Consider the following 19853-nt stretch of genomic DNA (forward strand, 5'->3'; position numbering starts at 1 on the left):
AATAAGGCGGGGGAACCATGAGCAAGAACGGCAGGAACCGGCACAAGGGCAAGGGGACGGGCGGCCACGCTACCAGTGCCTCCGCACCCCATTCCCTGAGCGCTGTCCGGGCTGACCGTGCCGTGGACGCGCTCACGCCGGCATTTGTCCGGTGGTTCGAGGAGGTCTCACCCGGCTCTGCGGTTGCCGCTCTGGAATGTCTGGAGCCGATCAAGGCCGTCATGGGCCGCTACATGGACACCACGGCCGCGGCCGACGTGACGAGCCTTGAACCTTCTGGATTGTCAGTCGCCGTGTCGGACGAAATCCTGGCCGCGTTAGACGACGCCGGAGCTGTTCTCGACGCCACGGCCGGCGAGGTGCGTGTCTTAGAGAGCACCACGTACGTGATTCACTCCGTCGGCGCCTTCGTCGAATTCCTCGTCGAGACCGGCCGGTGGGGCGGCTCAGCGGATCAGCTGGCGGCAGTCATGGACTTCCTCGACACGACGGGAGAGGCCGACGACGGCGGGGGTTTCATCGACGTCCCGGACATCCCCGATCAGGAGGCCCTGGCGGCCTTCTCCGGGCTGCCCCTTATCCAGCGGGCCACGGCGTTGCTCCAGTGGATCGGCGAGGGGAAGCCCGTCACGGCCACCGGCGCGCTTCGCTTGCGGGACATTGAAGCGGCCGCTGCCTGCGTCGGCGTCGCCGTCAGGGGTGGCGCGAAACGGTCCGGCTCCGCGCTGCCGGGCACCGCCGGTCCGGAGAGCCCGCTGCCCACTGTCCGGAGCATGTACGAGGTGCCGCTGCTTGCCCGGCTCTGGAACGCGCTGGCGGCGGCCGAGCTGATTGAGATCAAGTCGACGAAGGTGGTTCCCTCTGCGGATTCCGGGGTGTTCTTCGCCGGAGGGCCTTCCGGGCGGCTGGACGAGCTCGTGTTCTTCGTTGACCACTTCCTGGAGACGGCGGTGCTCGGATGGGATCCGGCGCAGCCCTGGGAAAGGATGGTCTCGGGAATGCAGGTATCGCTCCTGCTCGCGGCGGCAACGGCGGATCCGCCGGAGAAGGCGCGGATCCTGGCCGCCCCGGACAACGTGCCGCCTGCTGAACGGGCAATGGCCGGGCTCTTGACCGGGATGGCCGTGGGCCGACTGGAAGAGCTCGCCGAGCTGGGGCTGCTGACCATCGACACGCACTTCCGCGTGCCGCCGGCCCTCATACGATGCATAATGAACGTCTTCGACGACGAGTGGGTGCTCGCAGATCTGGGACTTGGGCAGGCGCCGGACGATATGGGCGTCGAGCCGACCGCGCACCTCCATGCAGCGCCGGAGAGGGCAGTTCTGTCACCGGCGCTGCCGGCGGCCCGGCCGGCAGCACGTCCGGCCGCTGCGCCGATCCTGCAGCTGAAGATCATGCTCAACGACTCGAAGCCGCCCATTTGGCGGCGCGTCCTGGTTCCTGCCGGCATGCCGCTCCCGCAGCTGCACCTGGTGATCCAGGCAGTGTTCGGCTGGCTGGACTATCATCTGCACGAGTTCCGGGTCGGGGGATTCCGCGGCACCGCTTATGCGCCGGCGGATCCGGACGGTGACGACGTGTTCTACGGCGATGCTTCCCGTGACGAATCGACGGCGTCGGTCGGTGAACTGCTGCCGGCCGTGGGCAGTTCCATGAGCTACACGTACGACTTTGGCGACAACTGGGTGCTCGCCATCAAGGTGGAGAACATTCTGGCGGGCGACGACGGCGGGCAGCTCCCGCGGTGCACCGCGGGACGCGGCATGGCGCCGGCGGAGGACAGCGGCGGCACCTGGGGGTGGGCGAACATTGTCCAAGCGGTCAACGATCCGCACCACGAAGAGCACAAGGAGTACCGGGAATGGCTGGGAATGCAGCCGGGCGACACGCTGGACCCAAAGGCCTTCGACGCGGAACAGGCAAACGCAAACCTCGCTGACTTCATTTTCTGAGAACTGCCGGCGGGCGCGGGATCAGAAGTCCACTGCTCTGCTGGCTGAGCTACGGGTGCAGGGGAGGCGGCGCCGGTGTCGGTACGTCAGCTTTCGTTGGCGCGCTTCCGCGGTGCGCGGGCGTGTCCGGACAGTCGGCGGGTTTCCGCAGGCTCTTCCGCGCTCCGCTGCTGGAGTTCCTCCGCTACCAGCCCCAACAGATCCTGGGCGGCCGCGGACCCGGCGAGCTCCACACACTGCGTGAGCGCGGCCTGGAGCCGGTACAGCTCGGCGGAGGGTACCAGCGGCCAGCGCCGGAAGGTGCCGAAGATCTGCGGGGACGGGAGTCCCGGGGGAATCTGGGGGTGGATCGTCAAGCCGCCAGCTCCCTCGGGGGAGCCGTCCGGCGGGCCACGCGGGCAAGTGCCTGGACATGGTCGCGGGTGGGTGCTGCGACGGGGATGAAGTTGATGGTGCCGGAATCGATGTTCACGGCGACGGTGACATTGAGATTGCTTGTCATAGACACGATCTCTCTACGAATCATGTGTGGCCGCTGCCTGACCTCTATCAGAATACCGGCCCGGGCAAGTCGGCGTCACATTTCCGATAACAGAGGGGACGCCTCAGTATGTTCCGGTGGTGCTCCGAAGATCCCCTGGGGCACCTGCCACTCAGTCCCGGTCAGAATCCCGTCGGTCAGCCTTCTTTTGATCAGCCTTCTTTCGATCACCCTTCTTGGTCATCGACTCGGGCGGGGCCGGGAAGGCCTCGGCGGGATAGAGCCCGGCGACCTCGAGCATGTAGTTCGCCCACTGCGGCCCAGCGAGCATGTAGCCGTCAACGCTCTTGTAGAACTTGCCATTGACGGTGACGTTCTGCCCGGGCCGTTTTTGACCTTCCAGGGCGTCTCCGAAGAAGGACGCGGTGGCCAGGCCGCTGGTGTAGCCGACCACCCACGTGGCGCCGTTGGTGTTGGACGAACCGGTCTTGGCCGCGACCGGGAAGCTGGTGTGGACCTTGGGTTTGATGTACACGCCGGACCCCTTTTTCAGCACGTCCTGCAGCACTGAGGTCACGCCCCGGGCAACGTTGGGCTTGATGGCGTCACGGCAGGACTTGGACTGGGCCGGGAGCTTCCGTCCCGCCGCGTCGGTCACCTCCACAATGGCGACGGGCTCGCAGTACCTGCCGTCATTGGCGAACGTGGCAAAGGCATTGGCCAGCACGAGCGGCGCCACCCCAATCGCGCCCAGCAAGTTGCCCAGTTGATGCATGTTGACCTGGGCGTTATCCAGCCCGCTGTGGATTCCTGCCGCATCCACCATCTTCTGGATTCCGCAGAAATCCAGTTTGGCGGCCTCCGCGAAGGTGGCCGTGTTGATGGAGTTATACAGCCCGTAATCGACGCGCATAGGCCGGTAGTAGCCGGAGTCATTGTTTTGCAGGTCGTCCGCGGCGCCGAGGCTTTTCTGCTTCGTGCTGTAGGCGCCCAGCACCTTGCCGCAGCTGGATTTCCACTTGAAATCCAGGGGATACGACCGCCGGGAGGCATCCACCGTGTCGGACAGGGACTTGCCCGCATTGAGCCATTCCGCCAAGGTGAACGGCTTCATGGTGGACCCGGGTTCGAACCCGCCGGCGCCGTTCAGGTCATTCCCGTCGGCGTCCTTGGAATCGACGTTGAAATTCAGCTGGGTATCGAATTTCTCCGGTTCGGGGAGGAACACGGTGTTTTGGGCCATCGCCAGGACCTTCCCGGTGCCCGGCCCGATGGATACCAGCGACGCGCCCCATTTGTCCGGGTTTGCCCCGGCCGTGGCGTCAACCTGTGTCTGCGCGGCCTGCTGCAGCCGGCTATCCAGCGTGGTGGTGATGGTCAGGCCGCCGCGGTACAGCTTCCTCACCCGGGAGGCAAGGTCGACGCCGTAGACCGGGTTGTTCAGGATCAGGTGCGAAACGTAGTCGCAGAAGTACGGTGCCATTTGCGCGCCGGCGCAGCCCTGTTTCCCCGGCGTGAGGGTGAGTGCCACGCCGGAAGCGACGGCGGCGTCGTGCTCCGCTTGGGAGATCCGGCCGACGTCAAGCATTGCGTCGAGCACGTGGTTGCGTCGGGCGATGGCCTCGTCCGGGTTGACCGCGGGATTGTAGAAGCTGGGACTTTTGACCAGGCCGGCAAGGAGTGCCGCCTGCGGCAGGGTCAGGCTCTTGGCTGTGGTGCTGAAGAAACGCCGCGAGGCGGCCTCAATGCCGTAGGCATCCCTGCTGAAGAAGACGATGTTGAGGTAGCCCTCAAGGATCTGGTCCTTGGTGTACTTCTTCTCCAGCTCGATCGCGAGCCGCATTTCGCGCACCTTGTCGCCGATGCTCTTCTGCCCGTTGAGGACGATCAGGTCGCCCTTGTCCGCCGAGACCAGGGACTCGTTGAGGACGTTGGTGACATACTGCTGGGTCAGGGTGGAGGCGCCCTGCCTGCCGCCACTGGTCAGATTGGACGCCAGGGCCCGAAGGATTCCCTGCGGGTCAATACCGGCGTGCTCGTAGAAACGGCGGTCCTCGATGGCGACAATCGCGTCCTTGATGTACGGCGACATCTGGTCCAGGCTGACCTTCACCCTGTTCTCGGCGTAGAAGGTGGCGATCGTCTTCCCGTCAGCGGTAAGGACTTTGGTTGATTGCGACGGCGGTTCGAGGGTCAGTTCCGCGGGGAGGCTGTTGAAGAAACCAACTGATTCCCGGAGGGCGACGCCGGCCCCTGCGACGGCGGGGACCACGAGGCTGGCGGCAAGAACGCCGCAGATCACACTCACTGTGAAGTAACCGAGGGCCGCGCGGAGGCCGGCACCTGACTTCAATCCTGCACGGTTCGCCGGCGCCATGTTCCCCCAATTAGCACGCTCTAAAGTTGTGATCACAATGCCGCAGGTCCCTGGCTGGTCAGACCGCCGGGGCTGGCGTGGCCGCCGTCGAACCTCTGCTGCCCATATCCCGACCGTAGAGGCGTTGCGCCGGACGGCGCCTCACCCGAAACGGATGGTGTGGCTGACTTTTCGCCAGGATGTTGGGCGGGTCTTGAGTGTCTCATCGCCCCGTAGTAGCGTGACAGAAAATGTCATTGCGCATCACAAGCACCCCGGGAGCGATCATGGCACATGTGACACGTCGGATGGTTGCCCTCACGGCGGCCTTGGCTTTGAGTGTAACGGGGGGCGCTGTCGCCGGCCCCGCGTTCGCGGATCCACGGGAAACGGTCAAGACCTCGACCGCCACCGGGTACGGCGGCGCCGTGAGCACTGTAGACCCGGAGGCATCCGCTGCGGCCATCGCGGTCCTTCGCAAGGGCGGCAACGCGGCCGACGCCGCCGTCGCAGCAGCCGCAACACTCGGTGTGACGGAGCCGTACAGTGCCGGGATTGGCGGCGGAGGCTACTTTGTGTTTTTCGACGCGGAGACCGGCGAAATCGGCACCATCGACGGCCGCGAGACCGCGCCGGCAAAGATCCCTCAAGATGCCTTCATCGACAAAGCGACCGGAAAGCCCTACCGCTTCACTCCCGAGCTTGTCACGAGTGGCGTCGCCGTCGGCGTTCCCGGCACGCCGGCCACCTGGGAGCGCGCCCTTGACCGGTGGGGCTCTGTGAGCCTCGGTGAGGCCCTTAGGCCTGCCATCAAGGTGGCGGCCCGCGGCTTTGTGGTCGACGAGACGTTCCGCCAGCAGACACTCGACAACAAGCCCCGCTTCGAGGCGTTCACCTCGACGGGCAGCCTCTTCCTCCCGGGCGGGGACGCCCCCGCCGTCGGAAGTGTCTTCCAGAACCATGACCTCGCCGAGACCTACCGGCTCCTCGCAAGGGAGGGCACGCGCGGCTTCTACAGCGGCCCGCTTGCGGCGGAGATCGCGGCGACCGTCCAGGCTCCGCCCAAAACTGCCGGCACAACGCTGCCCGTCCCGGCCGGCTCCCTGACGACGGCGGATCTCGCCGCCTACCGTGCCTTGGATCAGGAGCCCACGAAAGTGGAGTACCGCGACCTGGACGTCTACGGCATGGCGCCGTCAAGCAGCGGCGGCACCACAACCGGCGAGGCGCTGAACATCCTGGACACGTTCAATCTTTCCGGGATGTCCGCCCCCGGCGCGTTGCATCACTACCTTGAGGCGAGCGCGTTGGCCTTCGCGGACCGGGGCAACTACGTGGGAGACCCGGCGTTTGGCGACGTCCCCACCGCGGCGCTCACCGACCCGCTGTTTGGCAAGGAGCGGGCCTGCCAGATCGACCCGCTGCAGGCGGCTGCCAAGCCCGTCCTGCCGGGTGACGTGTCCGCGTACGACGGCGTGTGCCCCGCTACCGCCGCGGCGCCCGCCGATGAGAAGGACACCGAGAACATCTCGACGACCAACCTGACGGTCGCGGACAAATGGGGCAACGTGGCGGAGTACACGCTCACGATCGAGCAGACCGGCGGGTCCGGCATTGTGGTCCCGGGCCGCGGCTTCCTGCTCAACAACGAGCTGACCGACTTCTCCACCGTGTACAACGAGAGCGACCCGAACCGGATCGAGCCGGGCAAGCGCCCGCGCTCGTCCATGGCGCCCACCCTCGTCCTTAAGGAGGGCAAGCCGTTCCTCGCACTCGGCTCGCCCGGTGGATCGACCATCATCACAACCGTCCTGCAGACAATCCTGAACCGCGTGGACCTGGGAATGAGCATCTCGGAGGCCATTGCGGCACCCCGTGCCTCGCAACGGAACACGGCCAAGGTCACGGCCGAGCCGGAATTCATCGCGGTGCACGGCAAGGAGCTCGCGCCCTACGGCCATCAGTTCACGCCGTCGGGTGACGCGTTCACCTCGGCAGCAGAAATCGGGGCCGCGACCGCCATCGAGTTCCTGCCCGACGGCCGGATGGTCGCAGCGGCCGAACCGGTGAGGCGCGGTGGCGGATCCGCGATGGTCCTCACGCCGTCGCCGAAGCCGTGAAACGCGGCGGGGAGGGTCCAACGCCGGATCCACAAAGGCCGGGGATGCGCCCTATCTCGCGGTGCTGCATCCATGTAAACATGGGGGCTCACCGCAAATGCGCAGAAAGGGGACCCGATGAAATCCAACGATTTGCTGCTCGACGCCTTCGCCAGGATCCGCGAGGCCGTGGCCGCCACTCTCGAAGGGGCCGACGACGAGGTTTTGCTCCGTCGCCCCTCGGGGAACGGTAACTCCGTTGCGTGGCTGATCTGGCACCTCAGCCGGGTCGAGGACGCACAGCTGGCCTCCGCCGCCGGACTGGAACAGGTCTGGACCTCGCAGGGGTTTTCCGCCCGCTTCGATCTGCCGCTGTCCGAGCACGACACCGGCTACGGCCATTCGAGCAGCCAGGTCGACGCCGTGAAGGTACCGCCGGAGCTCTTGCTCGACTACTACGACGCCGTTCACCGGCAGACGGTGGAGTTTGTGTCCAGCCTCGGCGATGAGGACTTCGACCGCATCGTCGACACCCGCTGGGATCCGCCCGTCACGCTCGATGTGCGGCTGGTCAGCACGATTGTCGATTGCCTCCAGCACGCCGGGCAGGCCGCGTATGCCACGGGCCTGTTCCCCGGGCCGGCAGCCTAGGACCCGTTGGTGCTGGTGGTGCCGGGGTGAGCGTCGTTTGCGGCGGCAACCAGCCGGTCGAAACTGGCGGTCCCGATCGCTGGAGGGACCACGGTGAAGACTGCGAACCATTTCTCCGGGGCTTCCGCCTCCTGCGATGCAACCCGTTCCACGTTCAGGTTCAGCCCGGGCACTCCGCCGACGAGGAGCGGCAGCGGCTCGCCGCTCTTGACCATACGCCGGAATTCCTTGACCGATAGCTGGTCACCAGGGGTGCCCGTCACCTCGGCGATCGTGGCGTTTACCCGGTTGGTCAGGCCCGTCATGAAGGCCCTCTGACGCGAGACCGTGGGGCCTGTCAGTAACGCCGCGACGGCGACGGCGAACAAGACAACGGCCCAGAAATTCCTCAGGCCGTCAATGAAAATCATCAGGATGAGGCAAAGGATCAAGGCGAAGACGCTGAACATGACAAACCGGACCAGGGTATTTTCGCCGGGTTTCCTGGACCACCGGACCAGAGCGATAGTGTTCTGACGGGACTGCTCGGGCCGTGAATTGTCCATGATTAGTACCCCTTCACTTCCATGAGTGCCTCCGCCATAATGACTGCCGTGCGTGCTTCCTTGAGATCGCTCAACAGGCCCCGGTCGGGCAGGGCAGAGGTGGCCATGGTTGACCCGGCGAGTGCGGAAAAGACCGCGCTCAGTTTTTCGCGGTCCTCTGCAATCATCCGGGACGACGTCAGTTTGACACGACTCAGCTCCAGCTCCAGCAGCGACTTGTCGATTGCCTCGCGACGCCCTTGCATCACCGACAGCTTGTCCCTGATGCGCTGTGCACGGTCCCGGAACATCGCTTCCATGTTGACCGCCACTTCGTGGAGTTCGCCCAGAGCGGTGCAGGCCTGCGACGACCCGGAGTGCCGGGCGAGCTGCCCGCTCACGTGGAGGCGCCGTTGTTCCCAGTTCCTGACGGCGGATTCATAAGGACCCAGGAGCAACGAGACGGCCGCCAGCGCTTTGTCCAGCGAAGCCGCCCGCCTGCTCAGGCTCGCTGTGGCAGCGTCCACCCTCGCCAGAAAGGCGTCGAAGTTGTCATGGAGCGGGGATGGGTCGGTCCTCATGAGCCACCCGCACGCCGTGGGGCCGCGCCGCCCAGGCAATCCCGCCTACGACGGCGAGAATTCTCATGCCGATATCCGCCCCCGACTGTCATGGCAAGAGACTAGAGGCTCCGGGCACGTTGTCATAGGGCCTGTCGTTCGTCTGGTTCAGTAACCCCCGGAGCGGCCACGGCGTTTGCGCGGACCTTGACACTGACTTTCACGGTCATCGAGACTGAAACTTCCAGGATGCCCCCGAGGTTAGGGATTGGAAAGACAATGCCCAGTACAGGCTCGTTCGTGATTGTGGCTGGTTTCGACAGTTCCAATAACTCGCAATTGGTGCTCTCCACTTAACCGGAGTAGATCTGGGTAATCGGAGTGCGTTTGGCTAGTGATCGCGCTGAGGTCCGGCCGTGACTACCCCGGTTCCGTGGGTGGGCTGCTGGCCTGGTTTTCGTGGGACTCGGATTGTCGGGACTATCTGGAGTGGCTCCGCTGGCCGGACGGGTCGCCACCACGACCCACCGTGTGGCCGCCCTGGGTGGTATTCGTCCGGCGGTCCTCAATCGTCGCGTCACGACCCGACTCGGGCAGTGTCGGGTGCGCCGGGGCTACGCGGGGCGGGCTCACCGGGGATCTTCCGGAGGACCATAGGGAGACCGATCATCAGCATCAGGGCCCCCGTTATCGGCGCCACCACGCTCCACCAGGCCACGACCGCGAACGGCAGCGCCCCAGCCACCAGCAGCAGCGCGGCCGCGGCGTGTGACCTGCGGCGCAACGGCAGAGTAGCAATGACAGCCAACCCGCCCGCCACGGCGAGCACACCCGTGCCACCCCGGGCGACGACCCCCAGCGCGACATAGATCAGCGCGAGGAACCCGAGCAGGATTGACGGCCACTGATCGCGCAGGGGGTGGGAGATCGAGCCGATCTTCGCGCCCTGGCGCAGGGCGCTGATGCCCCCCACGGCGGCCACCGCGCCGGCTGGAAGCCAGGCAACCCCCGCGGTGGTCGTGCCCACTAAGGCGGGGACCAACATCGCGGCTGCGACACCCACCGCGCCCAGCGTGGTCGTCACCCAGCGCCAGACCCCGCCCGAAGTGCCTATGACGAGTGCGAGGAAGACGGTGACCAGCCCGAGAGTAGTGGGATCGTTCTTGTTGCCCACCCAAGGTGAGGTTCCCAGGGCGACCTCAGCAGCACCGGCCGCCGTCCCTAGAAGCGCGGCGGCGAACCCGGCACGCGCCACTGTGGAGTGCGATCCGCTCATCTCAGCACCTCGTCCACCGGACGGCGGGGGCTGGGCAGCGCCGCGAGCGAGGGGTACCCGAGCCGGAACGCAGCCAGGGACGGCGCCCCCACCAGCTCTTGCAGCCTGGCATCGAAGACGCCCTTCGTTGCCTGTTGCTGGTCGCGGTCGATCCGCTCGGTTACCTGGTTCATGTGCTGGAAGCCGAGTGCATGTGCGCTCGCCCATAGGTGCAGCCGCTGTACCAACCGGCCACCGGCCAACCGCTCCTGAAGCACGGACGGGTCGTTGACCGTGATGACACCGAAGGCCGCGGCCGATCTCGACTGGATGACAGTCCGGTCGACGAACGTCCCGTCGGCAGTCGCTCGGCTGCTGGCCGGCAGCAGCTTGCCCAAGCTGCGCACGAGCGGTGGCAGCCCCGCCCCGTCGATGTTGAGGCCGTCTTTCTGTCGCTGGATGTCATCCCAGCTGCTGCGCCACCAGGCAAAGGACGACAGGGACTGTTCCTCGTCGGCGACATGAGCCCGGGTGGCCTCGACAAGCAACTCCCCGAACTGGCGGCGCGCCGGGTCCTCGTCGAGAAACACCAACCGGGCCGGCGACACCGACTCGTCAACCAGCCCCAGCATGCTCGCAAAGGTCTCCATCGGGACCTGATCAGACGTGTACTCGGACCGGTTGCTACGTCGGCCGGGGATCGCGTCGTACAACTCGTCACTCCGCTTCGGCGCTCGGGCGAGCGCCACCCTCGCCACCAGGTCGCTCTCCCCACCCGGGTCCAACAAGACCTCGGTGGCATAGCCCACGGCGTTGGCGGCAAGCACAAGGTTCTCCAGGGCGCATCCCAACGAGATGTGGAACTCGCGATCCAGCGCATCGTTGGCCCCAGTCGTACGACGCAGGTCCGCGAACAGGTCGATGCGGCCGTCAGACACCGCGAAGACCCACGGCTGGGTATTGTGCGCACTCGCGGCGAGCACCGCCGCCGCCGCAGCCTGCAGCGGTCCATCGTAAGTCTGCCAGTCCTCGAGGGCCCTGAAGGCAGGGCCACGGCCCGCGGCCAGCACCCCCTGGTCGTAGGCGCGGTAGGCGACCAACCCGTCACCCAGTACCAGGACGGTCGCTGCGCCGAGACCCACTCTCTTCAGGAATCCGCGCCGGCTCACACGCGCCGGAACCTCGACACGATCCTCGTCGGGCATGGGCGACCCTCCCTCTTTTCGACGCGACAAGACCCCGACCGACGGGACTGACTGTCCCCATCTTCTCTCGCCGGCGCGGCCCCCGCAACGGGTGCGCTCGTCAACGGATTTCATCTCTTGGTCATGTCGCCAGGGCCGGTCTGGGTACGGGCGGTCGAGGCTGGGCGGGTGGCCGGTTTGACCTGGCGGCACCGGCGCCGTCGCGCGGGGACGCGGCTGGCTGATCAGCTGTCGATACCGGACCGGGTCGTGACCCACTGCAAGCTCAGGAACCCGCAGGAACAGGAGGCCGCGGTTACGCTCAGCTCGACGATTGAACCGGAATACAAACTCGTTTAGATAGCTGGCGAGGTGAGCACGGTCCACCGCTCCCTGGTGAGTGCTCAGCAGCCATCGTTTGGCCAGCGAAGCGACGCGATGCACCCCGGGCAGCAGCTTCGCGGGGTCCTCGCCTCGCCCCTTTGCCGCACGTTGACGGCGTCGGTCGTGAACGTAGCCGATCTTGTTGATGCCGACGTAGCCCATCCATCCGTCGGTGATCACTGTCGAGCCGATCTCGACGTGATCGACAAGGAATGGGCGCAACGTCGCGGCGGTCGCATCCTCGATCACCGCCATCCGACAGCGGCCGAAGCCTTTTGGTGACTTCACCTCCACCGCCACACAGACAAGTGCCTTCTTGCCTTGGCGCGGCCACCGGCGAGCCCCGCCTCCTCACCACCGATGAAGGTCTCGTCGACCTCCACCACGCCTGACAAGCGCTCTCGGCCGGGACGGACCAGGACCGACCGTAGACGATGCAGCATCGACCACGCGGTCTGATACGAACCGATCTCCAGAGTCCGTTGCAGGCCCAGGGCGGAGATCCCCGGCGTGCGGGTGCGGTCGAAGACGGTTCCTGGCGTCACCGAGGTGCGGTGCGAGCAACCAGCACACATGAACCTGCCGTCGCCGAGCCGCCAGCCTCCAGAATGCCCGCATTCATCGCACACGAACCCGTCCGGCCAGCGCAGCCACTCAAGATAGTCCCGACAATCCGAGTCCGACGAAAACCAGGCCAGCAGCTCACCCACGGAACCGGGGTAGTCACGGCCGGACCTCAGCGCGATCACAAGCCAAACGTACTCCGATTACCCAGATCTACTCCGGTTAAGTGGAGAGCCCGAACGCGCAAAATGCGCTGAGGTGGGCCATGGACGAGGCCCGGCAGCCCAAGGACCAGCTCCGCCTGGTCACGGCCCGGAGCAAACCGGCGCTGTCCTGGTTTCCGGCGGTACTGGAAACGGCGGCCGGCGAAATCGCGACGGAGGATTCCCCGCAGCAAAGCGCAACGACGGTCCAGGCGGATGCCCTGAAAACCGCTGAAGGCAAGGGCGTGGCCGCCACCGGGGAGGTCGTTCACAGTGATTCGCCGGCATCAGCAATACTCAGTGCCGCCAAGGACGCGGATCTCGTCGTCGTTGGCGCCCGCGGGCACGGCGGATTTTCCGGTCTGCGCCTGGGGTCGGTGGCCACCCAGGTCATCAGTCATGCGCCCTGTCCTGTCCTCTTTGTCCGCCCGAAGGCTTCCTGAAGAGAGCCGCCGGCGGAACCCCTCTGCTAGGGGCCGGAACTACCCACAACCGTTGAAAGGGCGTGGGGGACGGCCTACGATGTGGCCATAGCCCCGCTCTGGGGACCAACTGCGGGACCCGGCCTCAGAAGAGTCCCGGACACACCTTCGGATGCCCGAGTCCTGGACATCACGGGACGGGAAAGACCATGGCCAAATATCTGTTCGAAGCGAACTACGTGGGCGAGGGCATCAAAGGCCTCATGCGCGAAGGGGGAACGAAGCGCCGTGACGCGCTCGTCGAAGCCCTCAAGTCCGTCGGCGGCTCGCTCGAATCTTTCTACTACGCTTTTGGGGAGACCGACGTGCTGGGGGTCTTCGAAGTCCCGGAGTCCTCAGACGCCGCGGCGCTGTCACTCATGATCAATTCAACGGGATCCGTGAACGTGCGTCTGAAACCGCTCATGACGCCGGAGGATCTTGACGACGCGGCCAAGAATACGCCGAGCTACCGGGCACCCGGGCAGTAGGGGCACCGAGCCCAGCCAACAGCCTCCGGGCCCCGGGGTAAGGGTTCCTCAAGTGGTCCGGCAAAGTTTTCCGGCAAGGGGACCATCAGCGCCGTGCCGCAGGGACGCCCACGCCCACGATCTCCCTCATGCGCGCCGCTCAGCGTCCAGCCGGTGTGGCGCTTCCGCCTGGACACCGGCGTTCGACCAGATCCCAGGGGCCTGCCGGTGCAGCGCCTGCCCCTCCTCCGCCAACCTCAGGTGAGTGTGCTCCCCGTGGCTGTTCGGTGCCATGGCGAACGGAATATATGCAACATGTTCCTCGGGTATTCCTTTGTCAGCAGCCACGCCAAACCGGCAGCAAACACCGGATTCGGCAGCGTCCAGATTCCTAACGGTGTAACGACAATCAAGAACAAGATAGCGCCCGCCAGGCCCAGTTTTGTGCGTCTGCCCCCGCTGAGTATCAGCAGCCCGACGGCGATCTCTCCTGCCGCAGCCAGGATCCCAATGACCTGGGGTGCCGGTGCGACCACATTTTGGAAGAACCAGCCATAAAGAGGAATCAGCGGGGCATCCGTACCGAGCTTGATGAACTGATCCGGTGCAACAATACTCAATACAACATTGACGGCTACGGCCATGACAATAAAGAAGATCCCGACAACAACCCGGGCTGCATGGGGCCTGATGACACAAAGTACTAAGACGGCGGTGCAAAATATCAACCACGGAATCAGCTGTTCCATTTAACCTGGCTCCTGCCCTCCGCGCCAAGTAACGCGTATCCGGCGTTCAACGATCCAACGTCCAGAGAACAGAATCGCTCTCTTCTGCTTCGCCGGACAGAGTCCAAAGTCATCACCCGTGACGAAGGCCCTACAGCGCCGCGACTGCCCGTCCCGGGTTCTCCCTGATCGCCCTCATCTGCGCAGGGTACGAAAAGAGACCATCCAGAAAGACTCATGGCTGAGCGCTGAAAAGCGGCACGTCCACTACCTTAACCAGTTCACCGCCCGGGAATATGTTGACCGGACTGAGGCTGTTAGCCGATTTGTCGTGACGGTCGGGAATGGTCGCTGGTTCGCTTCGGGAAAGGGTCCCGCTGCGTGCGGGAGAATGTCCCCATGAGCGATGCGGGCGATTTCATGGATTTCGCGCTTCAGCGTGAGTCGTCGTGGAGCCGCGCCGTGGACGCCGAAGCACGTTACGGCGGCGGGCACCGTTATTACGGTGCCTCCGTCGGAGCCGTGCGCGGAACGGTCCGAGATGCCCTCCGCCGCCACCCGGGGCTGACGCACGATGACATCACCGCCCTCAGCACCGAGTTGTGGGAGGTGCCCGTCTTCGAAAGCCGACTCGCCGGCGTCGTGCTGCTCCAATCCAGCGTCGGCCTGCTGACGAACCTGGACCTGACCCGGATCGAGGGCTTCGTGCGGAGCGCACGGCTGGGCGCCCTCGTCGATCCGCTCGCCATCGACGTCGTTGGTCCCCTGCTCGAGGGGCTCGACGTCGTCGGCAGGGTGCGCGCGGACAGTGTCCTGGACCGGTGGGTGCGGGATCCCGACGGCTGGCTGCGCCGTGCCGCCCTGCTGTCCCCGCTGCGCGTGCTCCGTGCCGGCGCGGGGGACTGGCCCCGGTTCGTGCGCCACGCCCGTCTCGTTCTGGCGTCTTCGCCGCAGCGGAACCACGAGGACGACGACGGCGCGATCGCCGCAGGGGCGGTTTCCCTCGTGCTCGCCGAGACGGCCAGACACCGCCCGGACCTGGGATTCTGACCCGGCGAATACTGCGCGGCATTGTCTCTTCACCCGGCTGCTGCTTTGCGGCGTTCGAATTCTATCTACCGTCAATTTTTCAGTCTCTATTCCCGTCGGCGGCTCATCTACCATCTCAACAAAATGGTCCGCGAGATAACGGGTTCAACAGTGCGGGTAACCACCAATTCCCGCAGACTGCCGTACCCGGATAAGCACCCCTTTTGGGTTCCGCCAGAGGCGCAGCAACAAACGGAGCAGCCCGGTCTGATGGCAGGAACAGTCCGCCCACGTATTCTCTGACGGCAACGCTGCACGGCAGTGTTGCCGTTCAAAGCGTTTGCCGTGGCAGTCCCCCCTATTATTTATTCCCGCGTCATATGTCTGTGGCGCAATCAAATGACGTCTGCAATAAGTCAAAGTTCCGCCGGAGATTCGGAATCGGAGGGTTACGCGGACCTGCTGCCGGGTCGGGATCCGGCCCGGCTTCCCGGCCGGCGTTCCACCACGGCATAGGCCTTTTCGTCGAAGAACTCCCAGTCGGTGACCACCATAAAGCCGAGTGCGTCCACGCGGTCGTTCAGGACGTGCACGTCGAAGCCACCGTCGCGAGGCTCAGCGTCCCAGGTGGAGACGTGGACTTCCCCGTTTTCCAGCACGAGCAGTTCGGTGTTGACACTGAAGTCCTCCGGCGGCTGAGTGCTCAGCTGGCAGATGGCGATGCAGTGCCTGATGGGGTCGGGACTGTTCATTTTCGGGCCTCCGCTTCGGGTGAACGGTGATGGCATCATCCTATGCCCGGGGCAGCGTCCGGCCAGTGCCCGGGCCGGTCGGCGTGCCTGTCAAAGCCCGCTCACCACAGTCTGCCGTTGCCTCGATGTGACACTCCGTGATCAGTCCGTTACCGTTGTTAGGTGCCTGTTGTTTCGAGACGGGCTCTCCCCAGCCGATTGCCTAACTCTGCCGCGGCCAGGGGATAACTCGCAGCAACGTCCGGCAGAGACGGGGAAACCAATTTTGACCCGCTGTTCTCCAGGGGTCTTGGGGTGAAGCCGCACGGCCCGTCATGATCGGGCCAGCGTGCGGCCGGGTGCCTCCCATCCGAATCCGACAGCTCACCTCGCAGGCATTGGGAGAGGCTCCTTTAATGACTTTTAGCAATACTCGTGCGCCCAAAAACGCCGACCTTCGCAGCAAACGCCGCACCGCCGGCACCATCGGCCGCCAGGCAGCCGTCCTCGTTGCCACTTCCGGAATGGTGCTCAGCGGCGCTTTGGCTGCGAACGCAGCCGATGCACCGACTGAGCTCGTCTCCGCACCGGCAGCATCCGTTGACGTCCAGGGCCAGGTCTCCGCGCCGGTCATGGCGGATTCCGCCGTCCAGATCACGTTCGAGCGCCCGGCCGTTGCGACTGCCCCGGCTCCCGTGGTCGAGGCACCCAAGCCCGTAGCTGCTCCGAAGGCCCCGGCAGCCAAGGCCCCGGCAGCACCCGCGCCGGCAGCACCCCCCGCTGCCGCCGCGAAGGCGACCGTGAAGGTCCAGGCCGCACCCGCCCCTGCCGCTGCCCCGGCAGCCGGTGGAGTGAACGCCACGCTGCTGGCCGTAGCGTACGGCCAGATCGGCATCACGCAGGACTGCACCGCGGTAGTGGAGAAGGGCCTGAACGCCGCCGGCATCCCGGTCGGTGACATTGGCCCGATGGCATTCATGAAGTATGGCAAAGTCGTCGCTGCTCCCCAGCCCGGCGACATCATTGTCCAGTCCGGCCACGTCGCCATCTACGCCGGCAACGGCCAGGCAATCAGCGGCGGAATGAACGGCGTCAACTCCACGATCACGCACCCGCTGTCCTGGCTGACCGCCACCGGCCCCGTGACGTTCGTCCGCGCCGGCTAGCAGGACCGCTTTCAGCACGTCGAAGGCCGGTCGATCGGTTGCCTTGGGGGCAGCTGATCACCGGCCTTCTGCGCGCCCGGCGTCCGGCTTCGTTGCATACCGCAGCAGCACGACGCCGTTGCCGAACGTCCGGCTCTCCAGCAGCCGCAGCGCCGTCATCGCATCCGTCCCCTGGAAAAGGGGCGTGCCCCGTCCGATCAGTACCGGGTGCACATAGATCCGGTACTCGTCGATCAGCCCGAGCCGCCTGAACGACGCGGACAGATTGGCGCCGCCCAGCGCCAGGTCACCGCCGGGCTGTTCCCTGAGCCTCGCGACGTCCTCGGCGACGACGTCGCGCACCACCTCGGTATTCCAGCCGGCCGACGCCAGGGTCCTGGAGTAGACGATTTTGGGCATGTCCCGCCAGATCCCCGCGAACTCGGTCATCGGGGCAGGGGTTGAGGGGTCCTCGTCCGCCGTCGGCCAGAAGCCGGCCATCAGCTCATAGGTGACGCGGCCGTCCAGGAAAGCGCCCATGGTCCGGAGCTCGTCGTTGAAGTGGCGGTGCAGTTCGTCATCGACCCGGTGCCAGCTCAGGTCCCGCTCCGGACCCTCAAAGAATCCGTCCAGGGATACCTGCATCATCAGAATGACCTTGCGCATGGCGGGCTCCCTCGCTTCACTGCGGGACGGGGTTCCAGCATACGCCGAGCCCGGCAGCCGCGGCAGGGGAGGGCAGTCCGATGCCGGAATCACGCAGGAGGACCTGGCCCAGCAGGACCGCAGAGATCCCTGTAGTTTTGGCGGATCAGTAGGCACCTATCTGCACTGCTTTTCGGTCCGAACGTCACCTTTGCATGGCGCGACGCGGTTCGAACGAAGCAGTCAATCAGCTACACGCTGAGCGCCTCGATCATGCCTACCGACGAACGGACGGACCTGCTCTCGCGCCACAGTCTGCGGTGGGTCACAGCGCACGATGTGATCTGGGACCCGCCAAATAGTCGCTTCAGCGCCGTCGTGCAAACTGCCCGTCGTCTTTCGTTGAACAGCCTGGACTCACGGGTAGGTCGGTATCGCGATGTACTGGTTAATGTTCGTGGACTGGAAGGTCGAGAACTTCAGTGTCGTTTGGTCGCCTGCCGGATCTCCGACCACGACGGTTTCATTGGGGGAATTCACGCCCAGCAATGCGTAGGCGTGGTTGGATACCAGCTTGCCGTCGTCGTTGGAGGTTCCAAGAGTTACGAGGCCGTTTGTGAAGTCCTGCTGCATCTGCGCAAAGCTCACGCCCGTCATCGGACCGCCGGGGTTGCGGTCGACGGCCACCTTGCCGGTGATGGCATAGCCGATGGCGCGAACGCTCGCCGGCCGGGTTACTGCACGTTTCATCGTTCAGGCTTTTTTTGGGCGAACCGCGTCAGTGTCGGGGTCCGCCGGGTCCGGGTCGTCGTAGCTGAGTCCCATATGCCAAGGCTACGCCCGCATCTGTTTCGGTCAAAAGGCCAGTTCCAGCGCCAGCGGTAGGATTCCCGGCACTGCCGCGACCCTGATCGGAGGGTCGGCGGAACTGCTCGACTTCCTGATCCCGCTCTGGGGCGGCACCCGGCTGGGCCTTGCGCCAAGCGCGATCGGAGCTCTTGTCGCCGTCGAGCTCGTCATCTCGGTGATCGCACGTCCAATTTCCGGTTGGCTGGTCGACACGCGGGTGCGGACGAGGGTCGCGGCAGCCGGCGCCCTGCTGCACGCGGTGAGCTGCATCGGCTACGCCCTCGCGACATCACTTCCAAGCGCCTTCGCCGCAGCTGGTGTAGGCGGTGTGGGCGGCGCGTTCTTCTGGATCGCCGCCCGGGCGCTCGCAGTCGAGGACCTTGACCGTGACTCCGGTTCCCTGGCCGGACTGCTGTCGTCCGAAGCGCTAGGATCGTGGTTTTCTGGATTCCAGCGATGGTCCTGCTGCAGCTGATCGGCTTCGGTGGGGTTTTCGGGACCCTCGCCGTTGTCTGTAGCGTCGCGGCGGTCCTGTTGCTCCGCGTGCCGCGGTTCCTGCCGCCACCGCAGGAGCGGCCACCGGGCGGGATCAGGGGCGATGGAAAGCGCCTCGCCCCGCTGCTGCTCGCCGCGCTGGTGACGGCAGTCGCCGAGGCTGGCGTGTCACTGCTTTTGCTGCTGCACCTGCAGAACGCGCTCGGACTCGAGGTTTACCAGATTGCACTGATCTACCTGCCCGGCGGCATCGTGCTCACCGTGATGCCCCGGGTCTTGCACGGCTTCGTTGAACGTCGTGGCCGACGTGCGGGATATGTCATCGCATCGGTCGCGTCGGCACTGACGGCGTCAGGTCTCGCCTTCACGCCCAGTCCGCTTGTGATCGCCGCACTCTGGGTACTGACCAGTGCCTCCTGGGCCATCTTGCTGCCGATCCAGCGGGCAGTTGTGGCCGAGGTGAACGGGCACCGGGTGGGCCGCGGGTTGAGCCTTCTGACCAACGCCGAGATGCTCGGCGCCGCGGCTGGGTCGCTGCTCGCAGGGCCGCTGTATGAGGGTGGATCGTGGCAGCTGTCATGCCTGATCTTCGCGGGTATTATCCTCAGCGGGACCGTCCTGGGCCCGCTTGCGCTCACGCGGCTGGGCGTGCGCGACCGACCGGATCCAGACGTGGCGGTCTTGAACAGCGCCTAGCGAGGCTCCCTCCACCGGAGCAGGCGCACTTCCGGGTCCTGGCCGGCCCCGGGTGGCGACGCTCCAGCCCAGTTACTCGGTGCCTCACCCCGGTTCCACCCCGAAGAACCGCGGAATGCTGCGGGATCCCGGGGGCGCAGTGTCGCGTGGGCCGGAGTAACTGGGCGGGAGCGTCACCACCGCGTCGGGAGGGCTGCACTTCAGCCGCAACCGAACCGCGCTTGCCGCAACCGGGATCCGGCTGGAGGATCGGCCTGTCAAGGGGTTCTGCGCTGCACAGGGCGCTGCGTAAAAATCCGGTCCCGTCGACGGCAGCTGGCCGGCTGATCCAGTGCTCCCCGGGGGCGGGCATTTGCGTTCAGGCCCCGCGGGTAGAAGAATACAGGAT

At 65.6% G+C, this 19853-nt stretch carries 19 protein-coding genes, 2 pseudogenes and 1 riboswitch; of the genes and pseudogenes, 10 read left to right on the forward strand and 11 right to left on the reverse strand.

The features are described 5' to 3' along the window. Positions 1-17 precede the first annotated feature (17 nt). The gene (locus ACZYX4_RS16305) at positions 18-1955 is read left to right on the forward strand and encodes an IS1096 element passenger TnpR family protein (protein ID WP_463877798.1); all 1938 of its coding nucleotides are present in this window, start codon (positions 18-20) and stop codon (positions 1953-1955) included. Positions 1956-2041: 86 nt separating this feature from the next. On the opposite strand, the gene ACZYX4_RS16310 is transcribed toward ACZYX4_RS16305, so the two are convergent. The 3 genes from ACZYX4_RS16310 to ACZYX4_RS16320 form a co-directional block, all read right to left on the reverse strand. Further along, positions 2042-2311: a hypothetical protein gene (locus ACZYX4_RS16310; RefSeq protein WP_463877800.1), complete on the reverse strand. Its 270-nt coding sequence runs from the start codon at positions 2309-2311 to the stop codon at positions 2042-2044. Then, on the reverse strand, positions 2308-2457 hold the full coding sequence (locus ACZYX4_RS16315; protein WP_463877802.1) for a hypothetical protein: 150 nt from the start codon (positions 2455-2457) through the stop codon (positions 2308-2310). Before ACZYX4_RS16315 ends, ACZYX4_RS16310 begins: the two co-directional genes overlap by 4 nt. 151 nt (positions 2458-2608) lie before the next feature. Beyond that, positions 2609-4813: a transglycosylase domain-containing protein gene (locus ACZYX4_RS16320; protein WP_463877804.1), complete on the reverse strand. Its 2205-nt coding sequence runs from the start codon at positions 4811-4813 to the stop codon at positions 2609-2611. A gap of 266 nt (positions 4814-5079) precedes the next feature. Between ACZYX4_RS16320 and ggt the strand changes: the two genes are divergently transcribed. Then, the gene (ggt, locus tag ACZYX4_RS16325) at positions 5080-6912 is read left to right on the forward strand and encodes a gamma-glutamyltransferase (RefSeq protein ID WP_463877806.1); all 1833 of its coding nucleotides are present in this window, start codon (positions 5080-5082) and stop codon (positions 6910-6912) included. A gap of 117 nt (positions 6913-7029) precedes the next feature. Then, positions 7030-7542 (forward strand): mycothiol transferase, encoded by a 513-nt coding sequence (locus ACZYX4_RS16330; RefSeq protein ID WP_463877808.1) that lies wholly within the window; start codon positions 7030-7032, stop codon positions 7540-7542. Here ACZYX4_RS16330 and ACZYX4_RS16335 read toward each other — a convergent pair. Continuing rightward, entirely contained in the window at positions 7539-8087 is a 549-nt protein-coding gene (locus tag ACZYX4_RS16335) for a hypothetical protein (protein WP_463877810.1), read from the reverse strand. The two genes, ACZYX4_RS16330 and ACZYX4_RS16335, sit on opposite strands and share 4 nt — an antisense overlap. Positions 8088-8089: 2 nt before the next feature. Further along, positions 8090-8647 (reverse strand): hypothetical protein, encoded by a 558-nt coding sequence (locus ACZYX4_RS16340; protein ID WP_463877812.1) that lies wholly within the window; start codon positions 8645-8647, stop codon positions 8090-8092. A 373-nt stretch (positions 8648-9020) separates the two neighbouring features. Between ACZYX4_RS16340 and ACZYX4_RS16345 the strand changes: the two are divergent. Further along, a pseudogene (locus ACZYX4_RS16345) lies at positions 9021-9137 on the forward strand (IS1595 family transposase); the annotation flags it as partial. Between the two features lie 66 nt (positions 9138-9203). Here the strand turns inward: ACZYX4_RS16345 and ACZYX4_RS16350 are convergent. Both ACZYX4_RS16350 and ACZYX4_RS16355 read right to left on the reverse strand, forming a co-directional pair. Beyond that, positions 9204-9800, reverse strand: a complete 597-nt coding sequence (locus tag ACZYX4_RS16350; protein WP_463877884.1) for a hypothetical protein — start codon at positions 9798-9800, stop codon at positions 9204-9206. A gap of 1508 nt (positions 9801-11308) precedes the next feature. Continuing rightward, a pseudogene (locus ACZYX4_RS16355) lies at positions 11309-12198 on the reverse strand (IS1595 family transposase); the annotation flags it as partial. A 41-nt stretch (positions 12199-12239) separates the two neighbouring features. Between ACZYX4_RS16355 and ACZYX4_RS16360 the strand changes: the two are divergent. Continuing rightward, entirely contained in the window at positions 12240-12659 is a 420-nt protein-coding gene (locus tag ACZYX4_RS16360) for a universal stress protein (RefSeq protein ID WP_463877815.1), read from the forward strand. A 188-nt stretch (positions 12660-12847) separates the two neighbouring features. Then, positions 12848-13168: a GYD domain-containing protein gene (locus ACZYX4_RS16365; RefSeq protein WP_463877817.1), complete on the forward strand. Its 321-nt coding sequence runs from the start codon at positions 12848-12850 to the stop codon at positions 13166-13168. Between the two features lie 236 nt (positions 13169-13404). Here the strand turns inward: ACZYX4_RS16365 and ACZYX4_RS16370 are convergent, their stop codons facing one another. Further along, the gene (locus ACZYX4_RS16370; RefSeq protein ID WP_463877819.1) at positions 13405-13896 is read right to left on the reverse strand and encodes a hypothetical protein; all 492 of its coding nucleotides are present in this window, start codon (positions 13894-13896) and stop codon (positions 13405-13407) included. Between the two features lie 378 nt (positions 13897-14274). Here ACZYX4_RS16370 and ACZYX4_RS16375 point away from each other — a divergent pair, with 378 nt between their 5' ends. Continuing rightward, positions 14275-14925 carry a DNA alkylation repair protein gene (locus tag ACZYX4_RS16375; RefSeq protein WP_463877821.1) on the forward strand — a complete coding sequence of 217 codons (651 nt, stop codon included), beginning with the start codon at positions 14275-14277 and terminating at the stop codon, positions 14923-14925. Between the two features lie 428 nt (positions 14926-15353). On the opposite strand, the gene ACZYX4_RS16380 is transcribed toward ACZYX4_RS16375, so the two are convergent. Beyond that, on the reverse strand, positions 15354-15656 hold the full coding sequence (locus ACZYX4_RS16380; protein WP_463877823.1) for a hypothetical protein: 303 nt from the start codon (positions 15654-15656) through the stop codon (positions 15354-15356). 220 nt (positions 15657-15876) lie between these two features. After that, a riboswitch (cyclic di-AMP (ydaO/yuaA leader) is annotated at positions 15877-16047 on the forward strand. Positions 16048-16051: 4 nt separating this feature from the next. On the opposite strand from ACZYX4_RS16380, the gene ACZYX4_RS16385 reads away from it, so the two are divergent. Then, positions 16052-16801, forward strand: a complete 750-nt coding sequence (locus ACZYX4_RS16385; RefSeq protein WP_463877826.1) for a C40 family peptidase — start codon at positions 16052-16054, stop codon at positions 16799-16801. A 57-nt stretch (positions 16802-16858) separates the two neighbouring features. Here ACZYX4_RS16385 and ACZYX4_RS16390 read toward each other — a convergent pair whose 3' ends face one another. Together ACZYX4_RS16390 and ACZYX4_RS16395 are read right to left on the reverse strand one after the other, a co-directional pair. Beyond that, a complete protein-coding gene (locus tag ACZYX4_RS16390) occupies positions 16859-17446 on the reverse strand; it encodes a dihydrofolate reductase family protein (protein ID WP_463877829.1) in 588 nt (195 codons plus the stop codon). A 396-nt stretch (positions 17447-17842) separates the two neighbouring features. Continuing rightward, positions 17843-18175 carry a hypothetical protein gene (locus ACZYX4_RS16395; protein WP_463877831.1) on the reverse strand — a complete coding sequence of 111 codons (333 nt, stop codon included), beginning with the start codon at positions 18173-18175 and terminating at the stop codon, positions 17843-17845. 193 nt (positions 18176-18368) lie between these two features. Between ACZYX4_RS16395 and ACZYX4_RS16400 the strand changes: the two genes are divergently transcribed. Then, on the forward strand, positions 18369-18749 hold the full coding sequence (locus ACZYX4_RS16400; protein ID WP_463877875.1) for an MFS transporter: 381 nt from the start codon (positions 18369-18371) through the stop codon (positions 18747-18749). After that, on the forward strand, positions 18731-19465 hold the full coding sequence (locus ACZYX4_RS16405) for an MFS transporter (protein WP_463877834.1): 735 nt from the start codon (positions 18731-18733) through the stop codon (positions 19463-19465). Before ACZYX4_RS16400 ends, ACZYX4_RS16405 begins: the two co-directional genes overlap by 19 nt. Positions 19466-19853 lie beyond the last annotated feature (388 nt).

The sequence above is a fragment of the Pseudarthrobacter leeuwenhoeki genome (assembly GCF_055412885.1).

What these genes read in the sequence shown, in the direction of transcription:
- ggt (WP_463877806.1), top strand. Translation starts at nt 5,080, where the DNA reads ATGGCACATGTGACACGTCGGATGGTTGCCCTCACGGCGGCCTTGGCT.
- ACZYX4_RS16370 (WP_463877819.1), bottom strand. Translation starts at nt 13,896, where the DNA reads ATGGAACAGCTGATTCCGTGGTTGATATTTTGCACCGCCGTCTTAGTA.
- ACZYX4_RS16340 (WP_463877812.1), bottom strand. Translation starts at nt 8,647, where the DNA reads ATGAGGACCGACCCATCCCCGCTCCATGACAACTTCGACGCCTTTCTG.
- ACZYX4_RS16375 (WP_463877821.1), top strand. Translation starts at nt 14,275, where the DNA reads ATGAGCGATGCGGGCGATTTCATGGATTTCGCGCTTCAGCGTGAGTCG.
- ACZYX4_RS16330 (WP_463877808.1), top strand. Translation starts at nt 7,030, where the DNA reads ATGAAATCCAACGATTTGCTGCTCGACGCCTTCGCCAGGATCCGCGAG.
- ACZYX4_RS16305 (WP_463877798.1), top strand. Translation starts at nt 18, where the DNA reads ATGAGCAAGAACGGCAGGAACCGGCACAAGGGCAAGGGGACGGGCGGC.
- ACZYX4_RS16365 (WP_463877817.1), top strand. Translation starts at nt 12,848, where the DNA reads ATGGCCAAATATCTGTTCGAAGCGAACTACGTGGGCGAGGGCATCAAA.
- ACZYX4_RS16380 (WP_463877823.1), bottom strand. Translation starts at nt 15,656, where the DNA reads ATGAACAGTCCCGACCCCATCAGGCACTGCATCGCCATCTGCCAGCTG.
- ACZYX4_RS16335 (WP_463877810.1), bottom strand. Translation starts at nt 8,087, where the DNA reads ATGGACAATTCACGGCCCGAGCAGTCCCGTCAGAACACTATCGCTCTG.
- ACZYX4_RS16320 (WP_463877804.1), bottom strand. Translation starts at nt 4,813, where the DNA reads ATGGCGCCGGCGAACCGTGCAGGATTGAAGTCAGGTGCCGGCCTCCGC.
- ACZYX4_RS16405 (WP_463877834.1), top strand. Translation starts at nt 18,731, where the DNA reads ATGGTCCTGCTGCAGCTGATCGGCTTCGGTGGGGTTTTCGGGACCCTC.
- ACZYX4_RS16315 (WP_463877802.1), bottom strand. Translation starts at nt 2,457, where the DNA reads ATGACAAGCAATCTCAATGTCACCGTCGCCGTGAACATCGATTCCGGC.
- ACZYX4_RS16390 (WP_463877829.1), bottom strand. Translation starts at nt 17,446, where the DNA reads ATGCGCAAGGTCATTCTGATGATGCAGGTATCCCTGGACGGATTCTTT.
- ACZYX4_RS16385 (WP_463877826.1), top strand. Translation starts at nt 16,052, where the DNA reads ATGACTTTTAGCAATACTCGTGCGCCCAAAAACGCCGACCTTCGCAGC.
- ACZYX4_RS16395 (WP_463877831.1), bottom strand. Translation starts at nt 18,175, where the DNA reads ATGAAACGTGCAGTAACCCGGCCGGCGAGCGTTCGCGCCATCGGCTAT.